This window comes from Thermospira aquatica, from assembly GCF_023525255.1.
Taxonomy (GTDB): Bacteria; Spirochaetota; Brevinematia; order Brevinematales; family Thermospiraceae; genus Thermospira; species Thermospira aquatica.
Window position 1 is genome coordinate 129,286 of the sequence record NZ_CP073355.1, and the last position, 16,473, is coordinate 145,758.

11 protein-coding genes are annotated in these 16,473 nt (G+C 43.6%); 6 read left to right on the top strand and 5 right to left on the bottom strand.

The features are described 5' to 3' along the window. Positions 1-540 (top strand): rRNA maturation RNase YbeY, encoded by a 540-nt coding sequence (ybeY, locus tag KDW03_RS00675; RefSeq protein WP_271435483.1) that lies wholly within the window; start codon positions 1-3, stop codon positions 538-540. Here ybeY and KDW03_RS00680 read toward each other — a convergent pair. From KDW03_RS00680 to KDW03_RS00700, 5 genes are read right to left on the bottom strand one after another with little or no spacing between them, the layout of a single operon-like run. Beyond that, positions 494-1,552 (bottom strand): vWA domain-containing protein, encoded by a 1,059-nt coding sequence (locus KDW03_RS00680; protein WP_271435484.1) that lies wholly within the window; start codon positions 1,550-1,552, stop codon positions 494-496. The genes ybeY and KDW03_RS00680 overlap by 47 nt on opposite strands. Beyond that, positions 1,549-2,337, bottom strand: coding sequence for a hypothetical protein (locus tag KDW03_RS00685; protein WP_271435485.1), 789 nt, complete (start codon positions 2,335-2,337; stop codon positions 1,549-1,551). The genes KDW03_RS00680 and KDW03_RS00685 overlap by 4 nt, the downstream gene beginning before the upstream one ends. After that, the gene (locus tag KDW03_RS00690; RefSeq protein WP_271435486.1) at positions 2,337-4,520 is read right to left on the bottom strand and encodes an HDIG domain-containing metalloprotein; all 2,184 of its coding nucleotides are present in this window, start codon (positions 4,518-4,520) and stop codon (positions 2,337-2,339) included. The genes KDW03_RS00685 and KDW03_RS00690 overlap by 1 nt, the downstream gene beginning before the upstream one ends. After that, entirely contained in the window at positions 4,517-5,461 is a 945-nt protein-coding gene (locus tag KDW03_RS00695) for a PhoH family protein (protein ID WP_271435487.1), read from the bottom strand. The genes KDW03_RS00690 and KDW03_RS00695 overlap by 4 nt, the downstream gene beginning before the upstream one ends. A 16-nt stretch (positions 5,462-5,477) precedes the next feature. Then, positions 5,478-6,884 (bottom strand): RtcB family protein, encoded by a 1,407-nt coding sequence (locus tag KDW03_RS00700; RefSeq protein ID WP_271435488.1) that lies wholly within the window; start codon positions 6,882-6,884, stop codon positions 5,478-5,480. Positions 6,885-7,741: 857 nt separating this feature from the next. On the opposite strand from KDW03_RS00700, the gene KDW03_RS00705 reads away from it, so the two are divergent. From KDW03_RS00705 to KDW03_RS00725, 5 genes are all read left to right on the top strand, one after another. Further along, the gene (locus tag KDW03_RS00705) at positions 7,742-8,542 is read left to right on the top strand and encodes an IS1595 family transposase (protein ID WP_271435489.1); all 801 of its coding nucleotides are present in this window, start codon (positions 7,742-7,744) and stop codon (positions 8,540-8,542) included. Positions 8,543-9,219: 677 nt separating this feature from the next. After that, positions 9,220-9,678: a response regulator gene (locus KDW03_RS00710; RefSeq protein WP_271435490.1), complete on the top strand. Its 459-nt coding sequence runs from the start codon at positions 9,220-9,222 to the stop codon at positions 9,676-9,678. A 62-nt stretch (positions 9,679-9,740) separates the two neighbouring features. Next, positions 9,741-12,596 (top strand): chemotaxis protein CheA, encoded by a 2,856-nt coding sequence (locus KDW03_RS00715; protein WP_271435491.1) that lies wholly within the window; start codon positions 9,741-9,743, stop codon positions 12,594-12,596. 18 nt (positions 12,597-12,614) lie between these two features. Further along, a complete protein-coding gene (locus KDW03_RS00720; protein ID WP_271435492.1) occupies positions 12,615-14,480 on the top strand; it encodes a methyl-accepting chemotaxis protein in 1,866 nt (621 codons plus the stop codon). A 25-nt stretch (positions 14,481-14,505) separates the two neighbouring features. Further along, complete coding sequence (locus KDW03_RS00725; RefSeq protein WP_271435493.1) at positions 14,506-16,467, top strand: methyl-accepting chemotaxis protein; 1,962 nt, start codon at positions 14,506-14,508, stop codon at positions 16,465-16,467. Positions 16,468-16,473 lie beyond the last annotated feature (6 nt).

Sequence of the window (16,473 nt, forward strand, 5' to 3'; positions counted from 1 at the left end):
ATGATAGAGATTCGAAACGAACAAGAGATTTTTGATAACCCACTTTTCATGGACCGTATCACCCTTCTCATGCGCAAAATCCTGAGTGACCATAAGGCGGAAAAGTATAGTGTTTCCCTTCTTTTTTGCGACAATTCCACTATTGAAAAACTCAACAGTCTTTACCGTGGAAAGAACACCCCTACTGATGTTCTTTCTTTCTCTCTTATTGAAGGTGAAACATTGGAAGATTTCTCTCAAATAGCTTTAGAGGGAGAAGATGGAGAAATCTATGAAATGTTAGGCGATGTTGTGATATCTACCGAAAAAGCTAAAACCCAGGCCCTAGAAAATAACTTTTCCTGGGAAGAAGAAATCGCCAATCTTGTCATCCACGGTACTCTCCACCTGTTGGGATATGATCACGAACGTGGACCAGAAGATGAAAAAATTATGTTTGAAAAACAGGACTCCTATCTTGAATGGTTTCTTAGTCAGTACCCCGAGTATCAGGCTAAGGCAAACGAATCATCACTATCTGAATCCCCATCCAAAACATAAGAGACAGCCAGAATATAAACGCAAAAGGCCAGAAATTTTCCCGCCAGAAGATCTTTCTCTGGATAGTAATACGGGACTTTTCAAGACGATCGATATCATCATAGATCTTTTCGAGCGCCTGCCTATCGTAGGCGCGATAGTATTTTCCTCCGGTACTTTCTGCCATCCAGGATAACAGCGCCTCATCAATCGTCTCACCCGAACGCAACACATACAAACGACCAGACCTATCCACTGGCTGAAGGACCGCCTCTGGATTCCCAAAACCTATGGTATAGATACGTATTCCCCTCTCCTGGGCCAGCCGAGCAGAGGTTTTTGGTTCGACTAACCCAGCATTGTTCATCCCATCCGTAAGGAGAATAATAACCTTGCTCTTTGCTCTGGAGGATGAGAGCCGATTGATAGCCGTTGCCACTCCCATTCCGATGGCAGTTCGATTGTTTTCCGGTCGAAACTGGATACCTTCCACCAAGCGCCGTACCATATCAAGGTCAAAAGTAAGTGGTGTCAGAGTATAAGCGTAGGTTCCAAAAAGTACTACACCTAAACGATTTTGGGATTGTTTATCAATATAAGACTGGATCACCTTTTTCGCTGACTCAAGACGATTATATTCTAACAATTTACCCGTAGGATCTTCGTACACCGTCTCGCCATAAAGAGATCGCCTCACCAAAAACGACGGTATCTCATCCACAAAAAGCATCGTCTCCGACACATCTATCACAAGAACAATATCAATCCCGTAGAGATTATCCTGTGTTGTTGTCTGTCCCCCTATGGGCCGTGCAAGTGCTATAATCCCGAAAAAAAGCCCCACCATCACAAGCCCATCAAGGAGCCAATCATACCAACCACTCCAGAAAACTCGTTTCCCAAAAAGCCTCATATCTGAAACAAGGACACTTCCCTCTCCTATCTTTCCCCAAAAATTTTTTCCGTACTTCAGATAAAGATATACCGGAAGAATAACAAGCCCAACAAGATACCAGGGATGAAGAAACCTCACGGTTTTTCCTCCTTAGAGAGAATCAGCTCTTTATAAATCTCTTCAAGCTGTTCTAAAATTTCTCGACGTTTCGCTTCACTTGTAATGTGTTTGGCATACTTCACACGATCACACCATTTCAGTACATCAAGGATAAGTTCTTTCAATTCCCCTGTTGCTACAATTCTCACCCCAATTTCTCGACTTGCCATCTCACGAGCCGGAAAATCATACGCTTTTTCCAGAACACGACGCAAAAGATATGCTACCTCAGAGTAATACTCTTTCTCTCCAAGAATATCAAGAGCCTGCCTCAGGTGTTGAAATGCCTCTTCCAGGGTTTCCTCAGCGAAAGAAGAAGTCTCTTCCTGATGGGTTTTCCCACGATTTTTCCACCACCAAACAATTCCAAAAACCAAAACAAGAATCAAAAACAACCATAGCAACCAGGTATAATCAGTAAAAAAATAAATAGGAGCCAGATCTTGTAGCTGAGATACTCCTATATTCGTTGGAGCAACCCTGAGTACCCACCCCTCAAACCTGACAATATTCGTATCCCCTTGTGAAAACGATATCACACGAACTGGCGGAAAAACTACATTGGAGAGAGAAAAATGACGCAGAGAAAATCGCAATCCATTGGTTCGCTCCACCGACTGAAGAAGCACAAAAGGCGAAAGGTCTCCCTCAAATTCATAGGTAAGAACCTTGCCCGTCACGGGATACACCACCTCAAAAGACTCCCCTATCGGCACCTCATTGGCAGGAAAAAGAGGAAGAAGAAGCCATAGCCACCACCACATTAATGTCTCCTCGAGCCCACATTTTCTTTTTCTTTGCGTTCATGATAATCTTTTCTCTTATGATACAATGCAGAAAGATACTCTACAAAAACATCACGAATCTGTCGAATCTGTCGAAGCGTAATAGGACAATTATCAAGCTGACCGGAGGTAAGCCTCTGTTCAATAATATCATCAACAATATCCTCAATAGTATGCAGATTGAACCGAACCTCTGGTTTTTCCATATAGGCACGGGCCGTTGCCTCAACACCATCAGCCAGCATCAGAATCGCCGTTTCCAGAGTACTTGGTTTTGGACCAGGGTACTGATAATCAGCAGGATTGATGGTTTCTTCCCCATAGAAACGAATCGCTCGGGTGTAGAAATACGATATATGGGTAGTACCATGATGTTCTTCAATAAAAGCAATAATTTCCTCTGGCAAACGGTATTGCCTTGCAAGCTCTACCCCATACTTCACATGGGATTTTATCACCGAGGTGGAGAGTCCCGGGGTAATCTCATCATGAGGATTCTCTCCCTCCTGATTTTCAATAAAAAACTCAGGGGTTTGAAGTTTCCCTACATCATGATAATACGCTCCCACACGAGCCAGAAGAGCGTCCGCTCCAATCTTTTCCGCCGCCATCTCACACATTTCCCCCAACCTGAGAGAATGCATGTAGGTTCCCGGGGCTTTATCTTTAAGTTCTGAAAGCAAAACACTCGTTGAAGAGGAAGAAAGCTCCGTCAGTCGAAAATACGTTGGAATATTAAATACATACTCAAAAAATGGCAGAATACCAAACGCTATCAGGGCAGAAATCAAGCTATTTCCCAGACAAAAAAGTCCAACCACAAACCACTGATACCATGAAAAATTCATCTGATAGTGCCAGGCATAAAGAAAAGCAAAAATTACCTGGATAACAAAAATCTCCATTCCTATCACAAAGAAGTCATACCGTTTCTGAAAGCTTTTTCTCTTTTGAGAAGCGGTATACAAGGCAAAAAGTGCCAATGCCAGAAGATTTGCAAAAGTAAGCGCATCAGTTAGAGGATAAAACACCGAGTAGAGACTAAAATTAATAAGAAGCACAAAAACCACCGGCTGTTGTTGAAAAAGAATTGGAAGCGTCAATGTTATCACTGCAAAGGGAATATGGAGAAAAATAGGCAAAGAAAAACTCCTTGCTGAGACATGAGCATACCACAGGAAAACATGCACCAGGGTATAAAATATTAAACCAATCATGAAAAAAGAAGCCTTTCTCCAAAGAATTTCCTGATATTTATAATAACGAAAGATGAAAAGCACAAAAATAATCATCATCGCTATCAAAATAGCTGGAAAACGGTAACGAAAAATTTTCCACTGATAGTCCCAGTAGGCATGTAATCGTTGTTTTTTTTCAGGAGTAATAACCTCCCCCTCCTGAAGAATAGTTTCTCCTTTCCGAATAATTTCTCGAGGAAGCTTTTCCTCGACTTTTGCTATGACCATCCGATCCCGCGCATTTGCATCAAGCTCTGCGGTTGGTCGAAGAATATACAAAAGTACCTCTGCCATAGCCTCATACAAAAGCCCATTCCCCCTCCCGTACAGTTGCTGAAACACCCCAAGAAGCCATGATTTCTCTAGAGGAACAAGGAGTAGAGAAGAAACGGGCAATATCCTTGTTTCTCTGTCAGAGGAAAGATAAAATACTTCGGCTCCACCTGGGAAAAATCTATCAACCAGAATATAATTCTCCTGCAAATAGTCCAGAACAAACATCAATCGGTTTTCGTAACGAGCAAGAAGAAAACGATTCTCAAGAATATACTCTCTAATCCGGGGGGTATACAAAAAGTTCTGTTCCCTAAAGTAATTCTCAAATTCTTTCTCATCCCGATAACTCGCTGCTACCGCCAACCACTCAGCCAGTTGCTTTTTATTTTTTTCTTTTGCACCATTAATCACCCGATAATAGAAAGGAGCATTTTTTTCTATTTCTTTTTTGAGTGTTTCCCGAGCCTCTATGTTTTCGTAGGTAAAGGTATACCATGATACCATCTCCCGAGGAGAAGGGGTATTGATCTGATAACTCTCCAGAGAAAAAGGCCAATAACTCATTGTCAGAAAGACAGCACTCACTAACCAAACACCTAACAAAAGAAAAACCATTATTTTGCGTGATAAGGGTTCATCCCATTTCATATTTTCCTCTGCTCATAGCGAGAAAGAATTCTGGCTACTAACGGGTGACGCACAATATCCCCTTCATCAAAATACATCACCGCAATCCCTGGAACGTTCGTTAAAAGATGAAGCGCCTCCACAAGTCCAGAATCCTGGGCTGATGGAAGATCTATCTGGGTTACATCTCCTGTTACCACCATCTTTGTACCCTCCCCCAAACGGGTAAGAAACATCTTCATCTGCATCCGTGTGGCATTCTGTGCCTCATCGAGAATGACAAAAGCCTGCGAGAGTGTTCTTCCCCGCATATATGCAAGTGGAGCAATCTCCACTTCTCCAGACAACGAAAGTCGTTCTGCCTCCTCAGGGGAGAGAATATCCTCCAGGGCATCAAAAAGTGGTCTCAGATAGGGATGGAGCTTTTCCTCAAAGGTTCCGGGTAAAAATCCCAAACTCTCCCCAGCTTCTACCACCGGTCGGGTGAGAATAAGTTTTTTTACTTTGCCTGAAAAAAGATAAAAAAGACCAACTGCCATGGCAAGATAGGTTTTCCCTGTACCAGCTGGTCCAACACCAAAAATAAGATCACGCTGATGCATCACCTCAATGTACTGACTTTGATGAATACTTCTGGGTTTTATCTTTTTCGCTTTTTTACTAATAACCAGGCCCTCTGCCAATAGCTTAGATGCTGAATGAGCTATCTTTCCCTCCTGTTCTATGAGGAATTTGATCTCTCCATGAGAAACTGGTGTGTTACCACGAGCAAGCTGGAACACTTCTTTCAAAACATGGGATGCTGTTGTACAACTCTCCTCTGTCCCTTCGATAATCAATATATCATTTTTTGCATGAATTTTTACCTCAAGAAGACGTTCCATCAAACGAAGATTAGAATCATGGACTCCAAGAGCAAGAACAGGATGAATGTCTCCCGGTACGGGAAACTCATACCTCATAGATATCTCTCTCCCTTCACGCCAGCAAAATCCCTACAGGTTTTACAGCTGCTATGCGGCTAACCCAGCTACTTCTCAGCCAGAAATCAACCGCTGCTCTTGGTGATTCAGTGTTTTTAGGGTGAAAACGCCAGTCTAGGATCTCATTTTGAGAACGAAGAAAGATTCCTTGATCTTTGAGGTTTTTAAGCCATTCTTGATCTCCAACCACAGAAGGAGGAACTGTTGGTTGCACAACCTCAAGTGATCCAAAACTTTTTTCAAGAAGAGGATCTTTACCAGAAACGATATACGAAGGTTGACCCACACCACCCCAGAGAAGGGCAGGATTGCCTACCACATGGTAGGATCGAGAAAGATCCCCTTCATCCCGAATCTGGGTACGCACGCTTCCCTTGCGATAGACATAAACCTCCTCGGGAAGTGAACCAAGGGCATGAATCTCCTTGCGGATCGTATTTGTCGCACTATCATACATCGTGTTTGCCTCCACATCTTTGAGCAAAACATTGAGAACATGGTAGACCTGTGCCGCAATAAATTGTCGATTAGCCAGAGCGTAATTGGAAACACATTGTACAGCTTGATAAAACAACTGAGCCTCAGTAACATGTGCGGGCAAATAGACCATCGAGGAATGTGGTGGAGTGATCCCATAATGTTCCATTTTTTCTTTAAAGAGACGATAATAATACCACCACACCGCACGCCCTAAACTCGCAGATCCTGCTCTATAAGTAATGAGAAGCTGATTTTTGAAAAGACCGTAAACTCGCGCTTTTTCTACATCAAAAACTTCACTCACAATCTGAAATTCGAGAAAATGCCTAATCGTACCAAATTGCTTGCGTTCCTCTTCTAAAAGAAACTCGGGCACACTCGTAAGATTAGACACGGGAAGATCCCCATAGTCTTCGATGTACTCTAGTTCATCCTGAAACTCGGGAGACTTGTTTTCTTGTACCCAACGGGCTCCCTGACTAAAGATTTCGAGGAGATCTCTTTTGGAGAGAGATATTCTCCCTGTTGCCTTGCTTCCTACAGGTACTACACGTTGAATATCTTTGAGAATAAGTCCCATCTTCTTATCAACATCAGGGAAAATAAGGTTTGTTGTAAGCGTTCGTACACCAAGATTGATATCCCAGTTAATACCACCGGGCATCATTATCCCATCGTGAACTCCGCTGGCGAAAACTATCCCCAAGGGTACTGCATGGGAAGGAACAGCATGTGGAAAGACCACTATGGCATCCTTTACACCGTCAAGTGTAGACAATACTTCAACTTGCCTCAACACTTGAGGATGAAACTTTGAGAGTTGCTGCTGTGTGGCAAAAAAACGAATGGCTGCATGGCTTTCATCTCTGCGCGGTAAAACTCTTTCAAATTCATTAACTCGTTGAAGTTCGCTAAGTTCCATCTCCCCATCCTGTTTTTAGGTAGTTATATTGTACAACGTTTTTAGAAAAAAGTAAATACCCTAATGAAAGTTTTTTCATGAAAGTTTTTTTTGGATAAAGAAGTTGCCGTGATAGGGGTTTGGGGTGTAAGCTATTACGATATCACAGTGTGGTGGGGATTTTTTTGTTAGGGGGAGCTTGCTATTCCTTTGTTGCAGTGGGCCTGTCATGCGGGCTATTACCTTGTTGCAGTGTAAAGTTGAGTCTTGGGGGCTATTACCTTGTTGCAGTCGGAAGAGGGGGGATGGGTATTCCCTTGTTGCAGTACAAAAAACGCTAGCTATTACCATTTTGCAGTAAATGTGTGGGACCTGAAGGCTGTTTCCTTGTTGCGGGGGAAAGGTTTTTGCTATTACCATGTTGCAGTCTAGAAACTGGGCTAGCTCTTACCATATCACAGTGAGGATCCTAAGCTATTCCCTTGTTGCAGGAAAAAACTCTTGCTGTTACCTTGTCACAGTGGGAAAAATTCTAGCTATTACTTTTTCACAGTTATAAACCATCTGATGCCACTGCAAAAGGGTAAGAGCTTACGTCAAAACCCCAGCTTAAACGTTTAACCTTTATATCCCCTCTCACGCTCTCACGTGCTTTGAGATTTGCTCTTACCATGTTGTAGTAAAGAAAAAACTTTCTCTTACCCGACCTTAGGAAATCTCTTGTCCCACACACTGCAAAAAGGTAAGAGCATTTTTCTCAACCCCCAAAATCTCCCCATCGATCTTACTTTTAAAATATATAAAACATCTTTTTTAACAACTATAACAAAAAATTTTCGATATATATAGTATGAAAAAATTTCTCTAAGGAGAAAACCATGGAAAAGGATTTTTTCACACTCTCAGAAAACGAGGCCTACCAGATTCTCGAAAAAGCCCTCTGGCCAGAGGGACCTATTTGCCCAAGGTGTAAGGCAAAGGCTCACCTTCTCTCGTGCCGGCTCGTGTATCAGTGTACCAAATGCGGGAGACAATTCTCCTTAAAAAGCCAGTCCATCATGCGAAAAAGTCACCTCTCGCCAAAAATCTGGCTTTCTGCCATGTTTCTTGTCTGCCAGGATGGGGGGATAAATGCGGTGAAGCTTTCACAACTTCTTCACATTAGCTACAAGGCAAGCTGGCTTCTTCTTCAGAAGCTACGAAGCCTTATGCGGCTTACCACTCGCCATCACACCAAATCCCTCCAGAAACTTGTAAAAACCTTTTTCTTTCTCTCTGGCATCAAACGCCGCCAAAGAAAAAACTTTTCTCCCATGCAGGTTGTCGAAATTGATGCGGATGATACCCCTTCTAAACTTCACATTCATCTTGTGGATGATGTGAGTAGCGATTGGCTTTCAGACTTTTTTGGCAAGCTTTTCCGCCACACGCCCGTAGAAAAAAGAACGCCGTGGCTTTCCCACCTTAACGATGGGTTGAAAAACCTTCTTGAAGACGTCTATCACTATGGTTGTCGAAAGCACATGCAGCGCTATCTTGATGAGTTTTGTTTTCGGTTTAATATCGAGGGGGCTTCTCAAAGGTTTGAAGAGCTTCTTAAAAGGCTTGGTAAACGTCGCCAGCTCCTCCCGTGGAAAAAGCTTGTTACCGAAGGGCTTATTCTTCCCATCCACGCGTAGGTTTTGTTTTTTCTTTCTCACAACGTTTCCTGAGTCTGTCAAATGGAAATTGAAGGTTTTGTTTCCTTTTGTTTTTTTGGAAAACTTTTCGTTTCCCTTGACGAAAAAGGCAAAAAAGTGTTTTTCTTAAAAAAGAGAAGTGGAAAAAGGGATAAAAACCCCATGCTCTTCCCTTGTTGCAGTGAAAAAAACGTTCTTGCTATTCCTTTTTCACAGTTTTTCCTCTGATCCAAGACTGTAAAAGAGTAATAGCATCTTTTTTCTCAGGTGAAACCTTTCACCAATTTCCTCCTCGTGTTTTTTTTTGAGAGTAGCTATTACCTTTTCACAGTCCCCAGAATTATAAAAACTGAAACAAGGTAAGAGCAGCGTCTATACTACCATCCCCCGACGATACTTTTGGAGAAAAAAGAAAACTCCAAAATCCCCGCTCTTTCCTTATCACAGTCACCTTATTGATAGAATCTCACTGAAACATAGTAAGAGCAAGCCCTCTCTTACTGTGACAAAGTAAGAGTAGTTCTTTCTCACTGCAACAAAGTAATAGCTACCACCCACACCCCCTGTCCCAGACTGCAACAAAGGAAGAGCAAGGCCCCAAAAACTTTCCCCAATCTTCAAGTTCCTTATCCTCCTTTGCCGAAAATATAATACATAACCAAAAAAAGGGGGAAAGTATGCGTATTCTTATAATCGATGACGATGCAGCTATTCTCGATGACATACGTGCGGCACTTCTTCCAGGTGGCTATGATGTCATTACCGAGTCCAATCCTGTAGAAGCTCTCGCTCGTTTTGAGCAGGAACCATTTGATGTTGTCATAAGTGATATTCGAATGCCAGAAATGAGCGGCATCGATGTTCTTAAAAAAGTGCGAGAGAGTCACCCTAAACTTCCCGTCATTATCATGACCGCGTACGGTGATGTCGAAACCGCCATCGCCTGTATCAACAACCACGCTTACGGATTTCTTCCCAAACCTCTTGATTTTAACGAACTCTTAGACATGATTCACCGCATCGAAGAAGAAAACCGTGGCGAAACTCCTATCGACTACCAAAAGCTCAAAGAAGCCTACAAAGAACTTGAAAAAGCCTACCAAAACCTCTCCAAAATGGTTGACAATATAAATTAAAGGATTACCATGGAAATTAAAGTAAAAAAAGACCTCGAAGTATCTCTACCAAGGAGGATATTATGCATTACGATCCAGAAATGAAAGAGATTATTGATGCTTTTGTCGCTGAAGGGTATGAGAGACTGGAAGAGGCCGAAAGTCAGCTTCCCTACATCCAGGAAGCTTATCACGAGCAGATTATTCAGACACTTTTTAGACTTTTTCATTCTCTCAAAGGTTCGGCTGGATACCTGAATTTTGAAAACATCAAACAACTCACGCACGAAGCAGAAAATCTTCTTGATCTCTTCCGTAAAACGAAGATTAAGCCAAGCTCTGAGGATGTTGATCTGATATACCGGGCCATGGATTTTCTCAAGCAACTTTTAGATAATGTTGCCGCCAATCTCACTGATGAAGGTTTTGAAGGTGAAGTAGAACTCATGATCCGGGATATCTCCACAGAAAGACAAAAAAAACTCCAGGAAACTCCCTCCTCTGAAACTTCTTCTGTCCCACAAACACAAGAACAAGCCCCAGAAACAAGCCTTGAAACACCGCCCTCTCAAACTGAAGCAGAGCTTGAGCCAGCGACTTCTGCTCCAGAAGCACCCTCTCCCTCAGAAACATCCTCTTGGCAAAAACCAGATTCCGTTTTCAACGAAGAAGAAATACTCATTGTAGAAGAAATTCCCGTAGAAGAAGAGGCTCTCGTAGAAGAAGTCTCTCCACAAACCCCAGAGGAGTTCAAGACAGAAGAACTCGTCGAACCATCGACACTTGAACTTTCTGTCTCTCAAGCGCCTTTATCACAACAAGAAAAAGAAGAAGAAATTTCCCACACAACAGAAGAAGAAAACCAACTTGTGCAAGAAGAAAAAGAAATCCCATCTCCTGATGAAGAACCTGCCTTCAATAATCATTCCATGGAAAGGGAAACAATGGAGGTAGAATCGCAAGAAGGAACTCTCACACCTCTCACGGAGACCATCGAAGAAGAAGTTATCGCTTTAAGCGAAGGATTCTCTGAAACATCTGAAACAAAAGAAATCCCCATTGAAACCGAGAGTTCCTCTATGGTATTGGAAGAAGAATCCTCTTCACCCTTGCCTCAAGAAACAGAAACCACAAAAGAAGAAACCCCACCCCAAAACATTGAACAACTTCCCTCCGAATCTGCAGAACCGTCATCTCCCTCAAAAACACCAGATTTCTCCAACTTCCGACTGGAGAATCTCGTTACGCCTGAGATGCTTGACCGATTTCATAACGAAACAAGTGAACTTCTCGACGAGGCAGAACAAACCATTCTCCAGATAGAAAATGCAGAAAACAAAACCGAGCTTATCCAGGCTGTTTTTCGATCTATCCATACGATTAAAGGAAACGCAAGCTTTCTTAACCTGGAACGCATTGCCACCCAGGCCCAAACCCTGGAAAACATCCTGGATAACCTTCGAAACAACACGATGCCCTTCTCTCCGGCGGTAACGAACATCCTCCTCAGAGGAATCGACTACATTCGCCATGATATAACCAAACTCCAAAAGGAAGAAACTGAAACCCCAGAACAGGAATACAAACCCCTCGGTGAGATTCTTGTCGAAATGGGAGCTGTCTCCAAAGAAAATGTCGAAGAAGCTCTCCTCGAAAAAGAAAAACCTCTTGGTGAAATTCTTGTTGAAAAGGGTGTCGTCAGCGAAGAAAATATCCAAACTGCTCTCAAGAAACAATCGAGTATGACAAAGAACATATCAAGTGTGGCATCCCAAAGACGAGAGATCCGTGTTGAGGCAAGCCGTCTCGATAGACTCTTTGACCTCATGGGAGAGCTCATCAACGCCGAAGCCATGGTCCTCCATCACCCCCTCATCAAACAAATCGAAGACGACAACCTCCAGAAATCTATTACTCACCTTACAAAAATATCCAGAGAACTCCAGGAGGTTACGATGGAGGTACGAATGGTTCCTCTCGAGGGACTATTTATCAGGATGCACCGACTTGTCCGGGACCTCTCCAACAAGTTTAACAAGACCATTGATCTCCGTATCACCGGCCAGGAAAACGAAATAGACAAAAACCTCATTGATCAACTTGCAGATCCCCTTCTCCACCTCCTGCGAAACGCTATCGACCACGGTATCGAAAACCGTGAAGAACGCCTTGCCCAGGGCAAACCCGAGAGAGGTCTCATAGAACTCTCCGCTCAATACCAGGGTAATGAGATCTGGATTTCTGTCAGAGACGACGGACGAGGACTCAACCGAGAAAAAATTCTCTCCAAAGCAAAAGCTAATAAGCTCCTGCAAAAAAATCCTGAAGAGATGAGTGATCAGGAGGTATGGAGACTCATTTTTCTCCCGGGATTTTCAACCAAAGACCAGGTCACAGATATCTCAGGGCGAGGCGTGGGAATGGATGTCGTCCTCAAGAACATCGAAAAACTGAGAGGCCAGGTCGATATTGCAACCGAAGAGGGAAAAGGCACAACGATTACGATGAAGATTCCTCTCACAATGGCAATTCTGGACGGAGTCATATGCCGCATCGGACAGGCTCTTTTTATTCTCCCCATCGCCGATATCGTGGAGTTTTTCAAACCCCACACCCACCAGCTTACCCGGGGGGAGGGAAACTCTCTGCTTATCAATCTCCGTGGAGAGATCCTCCCGGTGCTTGATCTGGAAGAGATCTACTACAAAACCCAAAACCAGACACCTCTTACCCAGAGGATCCTCATTGTTGTCACCGATCAAGGGCGCAAAATAGCCATCGCGGTCGATGAGATCCTCTCATCCCAGCAGGTCGTGGTGAAATCCTTCTCTGACTACATTGGACGGGTGGCAGGCATGATCGGCTGTTCTATCCTGAACGAAGGACAAATCGGTTTCATCATCGACATCAAGGGGCTTTTCAAACGAATATTTGAATAGACATTAAAGGAGGCATATATGAAAGCATCTATTAAACATAAATTCTGGTTTTTTTTAAGTGCTTATTTTATTATGACTATCATTCTCGTCGGAATCATTGGCTGGAAATACTGGGAGGATCTCAATAAGAGCGTCAGTGAAACAAGAAAAACCCTCTACGAAAAGTATGACGAGATGATACGCTATCAGGTACAAACCGTATATAGTCTTATCGCTGCCAGATACAAACGTGTACAAGCCGGTGAAATAACCGAAGCGGAAGCAACCAATCAACTCAGAAACGTTATAAAACAAATGAAATACGGAGAAAATGGTAAGGAATACTTTTTTATCATTGACTCTGCCGGCTACATTATTAGTCATCCCAACCCAAAAGTCGAGGGAACCCACGAATCCCAGCATGTTGACACCAATGGGGTCTACTACGTAAAAGAACTCCGTCAGGCTGCCTTGAGTGGCGGTGGATATGTCAACTACGCATTTCCGAAACCTGGAGAAACCAACCCCTCTCCCAAACGCGCTTACAGTAAACTTTTCGAACCCTGGGGTTGGACAATCGGGACAGGTCTTTATATAGACGACATCGAGGCGGCTATTGCCAGAACTACCCAACATGCCATTCAAGAAAAGAATTCTCTTTTTGTTGAGCTTTTGTTATTTGCTCTAGTGATGATTATTCTCATGATCGTTGTTCAAAAGCTTTTGAGCAACGAGATCACCAATCCTATCGAGGGAATTGCAAATAATGCACTTATAGTGAGTCAAGGAGATTTTGCTGCCACATTTGACCAGCGCTGGAAAAAATTCGGTGGAGAGATAGAAAAACTCATCGACGCCTTCCAGAGACTTTCTACGTACGTACAAAAGCGAGAAGAAGAAATCATCGCCCTGAGTAATGCCGACTTCACCATTGACATCAACCCTTTTACCGAAAAAGATTCTCTCGGCTTTGCATTGAAAAAACTCAAGGACAATATCGCAAATCTGATTACCGAAGTACGAAATACCGTTGAACAGTTCAATCTTGGTGCCGAACAGCTCTCCAGAGCTTCGCAGAGCCTTTCTCAAGGATCAAGTGAGCAGGCAAGCTCAATCGAAGAGATTACCTCAGCTATCACAGAAATCAATGCCCAGATAAAGCAAAACGCCGAAAAAGCAATGCAAGCTAAACAACTCTCTCAGGATGGGCTTGCGATGGCTGAAAAAAGCCAGCACAATGTGCAAAATCTCGTCGAAGTCATGGAACGACTCAACACCTCCGCTGAAGAAATCAACAATATCGTCAAAACTATCGACGATATTGCGTTTCAAATCAACCTTTTGGCTCTCAATGCCAACGTCGAAGCGGCAAGGGCAGGTAAATACGGCAAGGGATTTGCTGTCGTTGCTGACGAGGTACGAAATCTTGCGGTGAAAAGCGCGAATTCCGTCAAAGAAACCACCACCAAGGTACGGGATATCGTAAATAACATCACTGCTGTCCATGAGGTCACCAACGACGTCGCCACTCAGATAGAACAGATGTATACCAACATGCATCAGACCATTGAGGCAAGCGAAGAGGTGGCAGCCAGCAGTCAGGAGCAACTCCTCTCTATAGGACAGATCAGTCAGGGTATCCATCAGATCAACCAGGTTACCCAGACGACAGCAAGTAGCGCCGAAGAAACCGCCAGCGCTGCCGAAGAGCTTGCAAGCCAGGCAACCGTACTCAAGCGCCTTGTCAGTCAATTCAAGCTTTCCACTGATGCCACAGTCCACGTGTCACCAGCCACAAAGCCTGAATCCTCTCCTGTGGTAAGTACCGACCACGAAACGACCACTCCAGCTGCCTTACCAAAGCGCACCATTCAACTCGACGACAATGATTTTGGAAAGTTTTAACGGAAATTTTTACAAGGAGGGCTCTATGCCCACAACACAAAAGCGTTTCTTCTCTCTAAAATGGAGACTCATAGGACTTGTGGGAAGTATAATCATTGGTATGCTTGCCATTATGGCTTTTGTCTATATTATCATGATGGGAAGAATCTTCACCAGAAACGGCGAGCAGTATATACGATCTCGACTGGAAACAGCTGCGACCGAGATCAAAGGATGGTTTGAATCCCAGACCAAGATTCTTACAGCCGCAGAACAGGCCCTTTCCCTCCACCCGGTAAACGATAAACAGCTCTATCTCAAATACATCTCTACACTTGCATTCTTAACCAATACAGAGGCAAGAGGCATCTATATAGGTCCACTGAAAAGTCCGAAACAAGGGGGAGTGTTCTATTCCTCTGATGGGTGGATCCCTCCCGAAGATTACGATTGGACAAAAAGACCCTGGTTTCTTGCAGCAATAACACAAAAAGATATAAGCTTTACCGATCCTTATATAGATGCCATTCAGCATGATCTCGTCCTCTCTATAGCTAAACCTATCCAGAATGCTAAAGTGATTCCTGGGGTCATCGGGCTCGATCTCGGTATCACAACCGTTCAACACGTCATCCAGAATATGCGTGTCACAACTCACTCAACCGTGTATCTGATAAGTGATGATGGTCTCTTTCTTACCCATCAGGACACCAACCGCATTCTCAAAGACACTATCTGGCAAGACAGGGAATTCCAACCCTTCCAGAAACTTGGCATGGCAAAAGATTTTATCTTTCAAATTCAAAAGAATCGCTATGTCGCCCTCCTCCCCTTCCAGCTCTACAACATCAACTGGAAGATTGTTGTCATAGGAGAATCAAAGGATATTTTAGGACCTATGTATGATTCATTGAGGGTAATTCTTGCTTTTGCCGGTATCATGGCACTTTTGGTTATTATCGCTCTTTTCATCTCAGGCAGGTGGCTTTCCCCTCTTGCCAGAATCACAAGTCTTGCTGAAGATATCGCCAGAGGCAAATTCATCACCCCTGACATTGACTACAAATATCAGGACGAGATTGCCGTTCTCCTCCAGTCTTTTCAGGATATTGTAGCCTCCCTTCAAGCCAAGGAAAACGTCATCCTCTCCCTCAAAGAAGGAGACTTCACCAGAGAGATTCCAATTGCAAGTAACGAAGACACCGTGGGGTTTGCCCTGCGAACAATGACAGAACATCTCAATGATCTCATCCGGGCCGTCAAAGAATCTATCAAACAAAGTATGATCAGTGTAGAACAACTCAAAAAAGCCACACAGCACCTTTCCCAAGGCTCAACAGAACAAGCCGCTGCCGTTGAGGAAATCACCTCCTCCATAAAAGAGATCCAGAGCCAGGCAAAACAAAACCTCTCCTATGCCAGCCAGTCAATAGAGATCATGAAGCAGCTTTTAACAGTCGTTGAAGAAAACCAGATCCAACTCAATCACCTTCAAGAGGCAATGAAGAAAAACACTGACGCATCCGAACAAATCAAAGCTGTCGTCAAAACTATCGACGACATTGCTTTTCAAATTAACCTCTTAGCTCTGAATGCCAACGTTGAAGCAGCCAGGGCTGGCAAATACGGCAAGGGATTCGCTGTTGTCGCCGACGAGGTACGCAACCTTGCGGTGAAAAGTGCCCAGTCAGCAAAGGACACCGCCCAGATTGTAGAACAGACTGTTCAAAACCTGCTGGAAAGTGACAATATTCTCAAACAAACCCTGGAGAAGTTTGATCATATTGAGCAGAGAAGCCACCAGATGTCTGACATGATGCAAGAGATTGGGAAGCTCAGCCAGAACCAATCTATGGGGCTTGACCAGATCTCCCAGGGGCTTTCCCAAATCAGTAGTGCCGTCCAGTCCAACGCCGCAAGTGCCGAAGAAACCGCTAGTGCCGCTAGTGAGCTTGCCAATCAGACCCAAAACCTTGAGCATATGGTACAAGTCTTCAAAACAAAATAAGGAGGT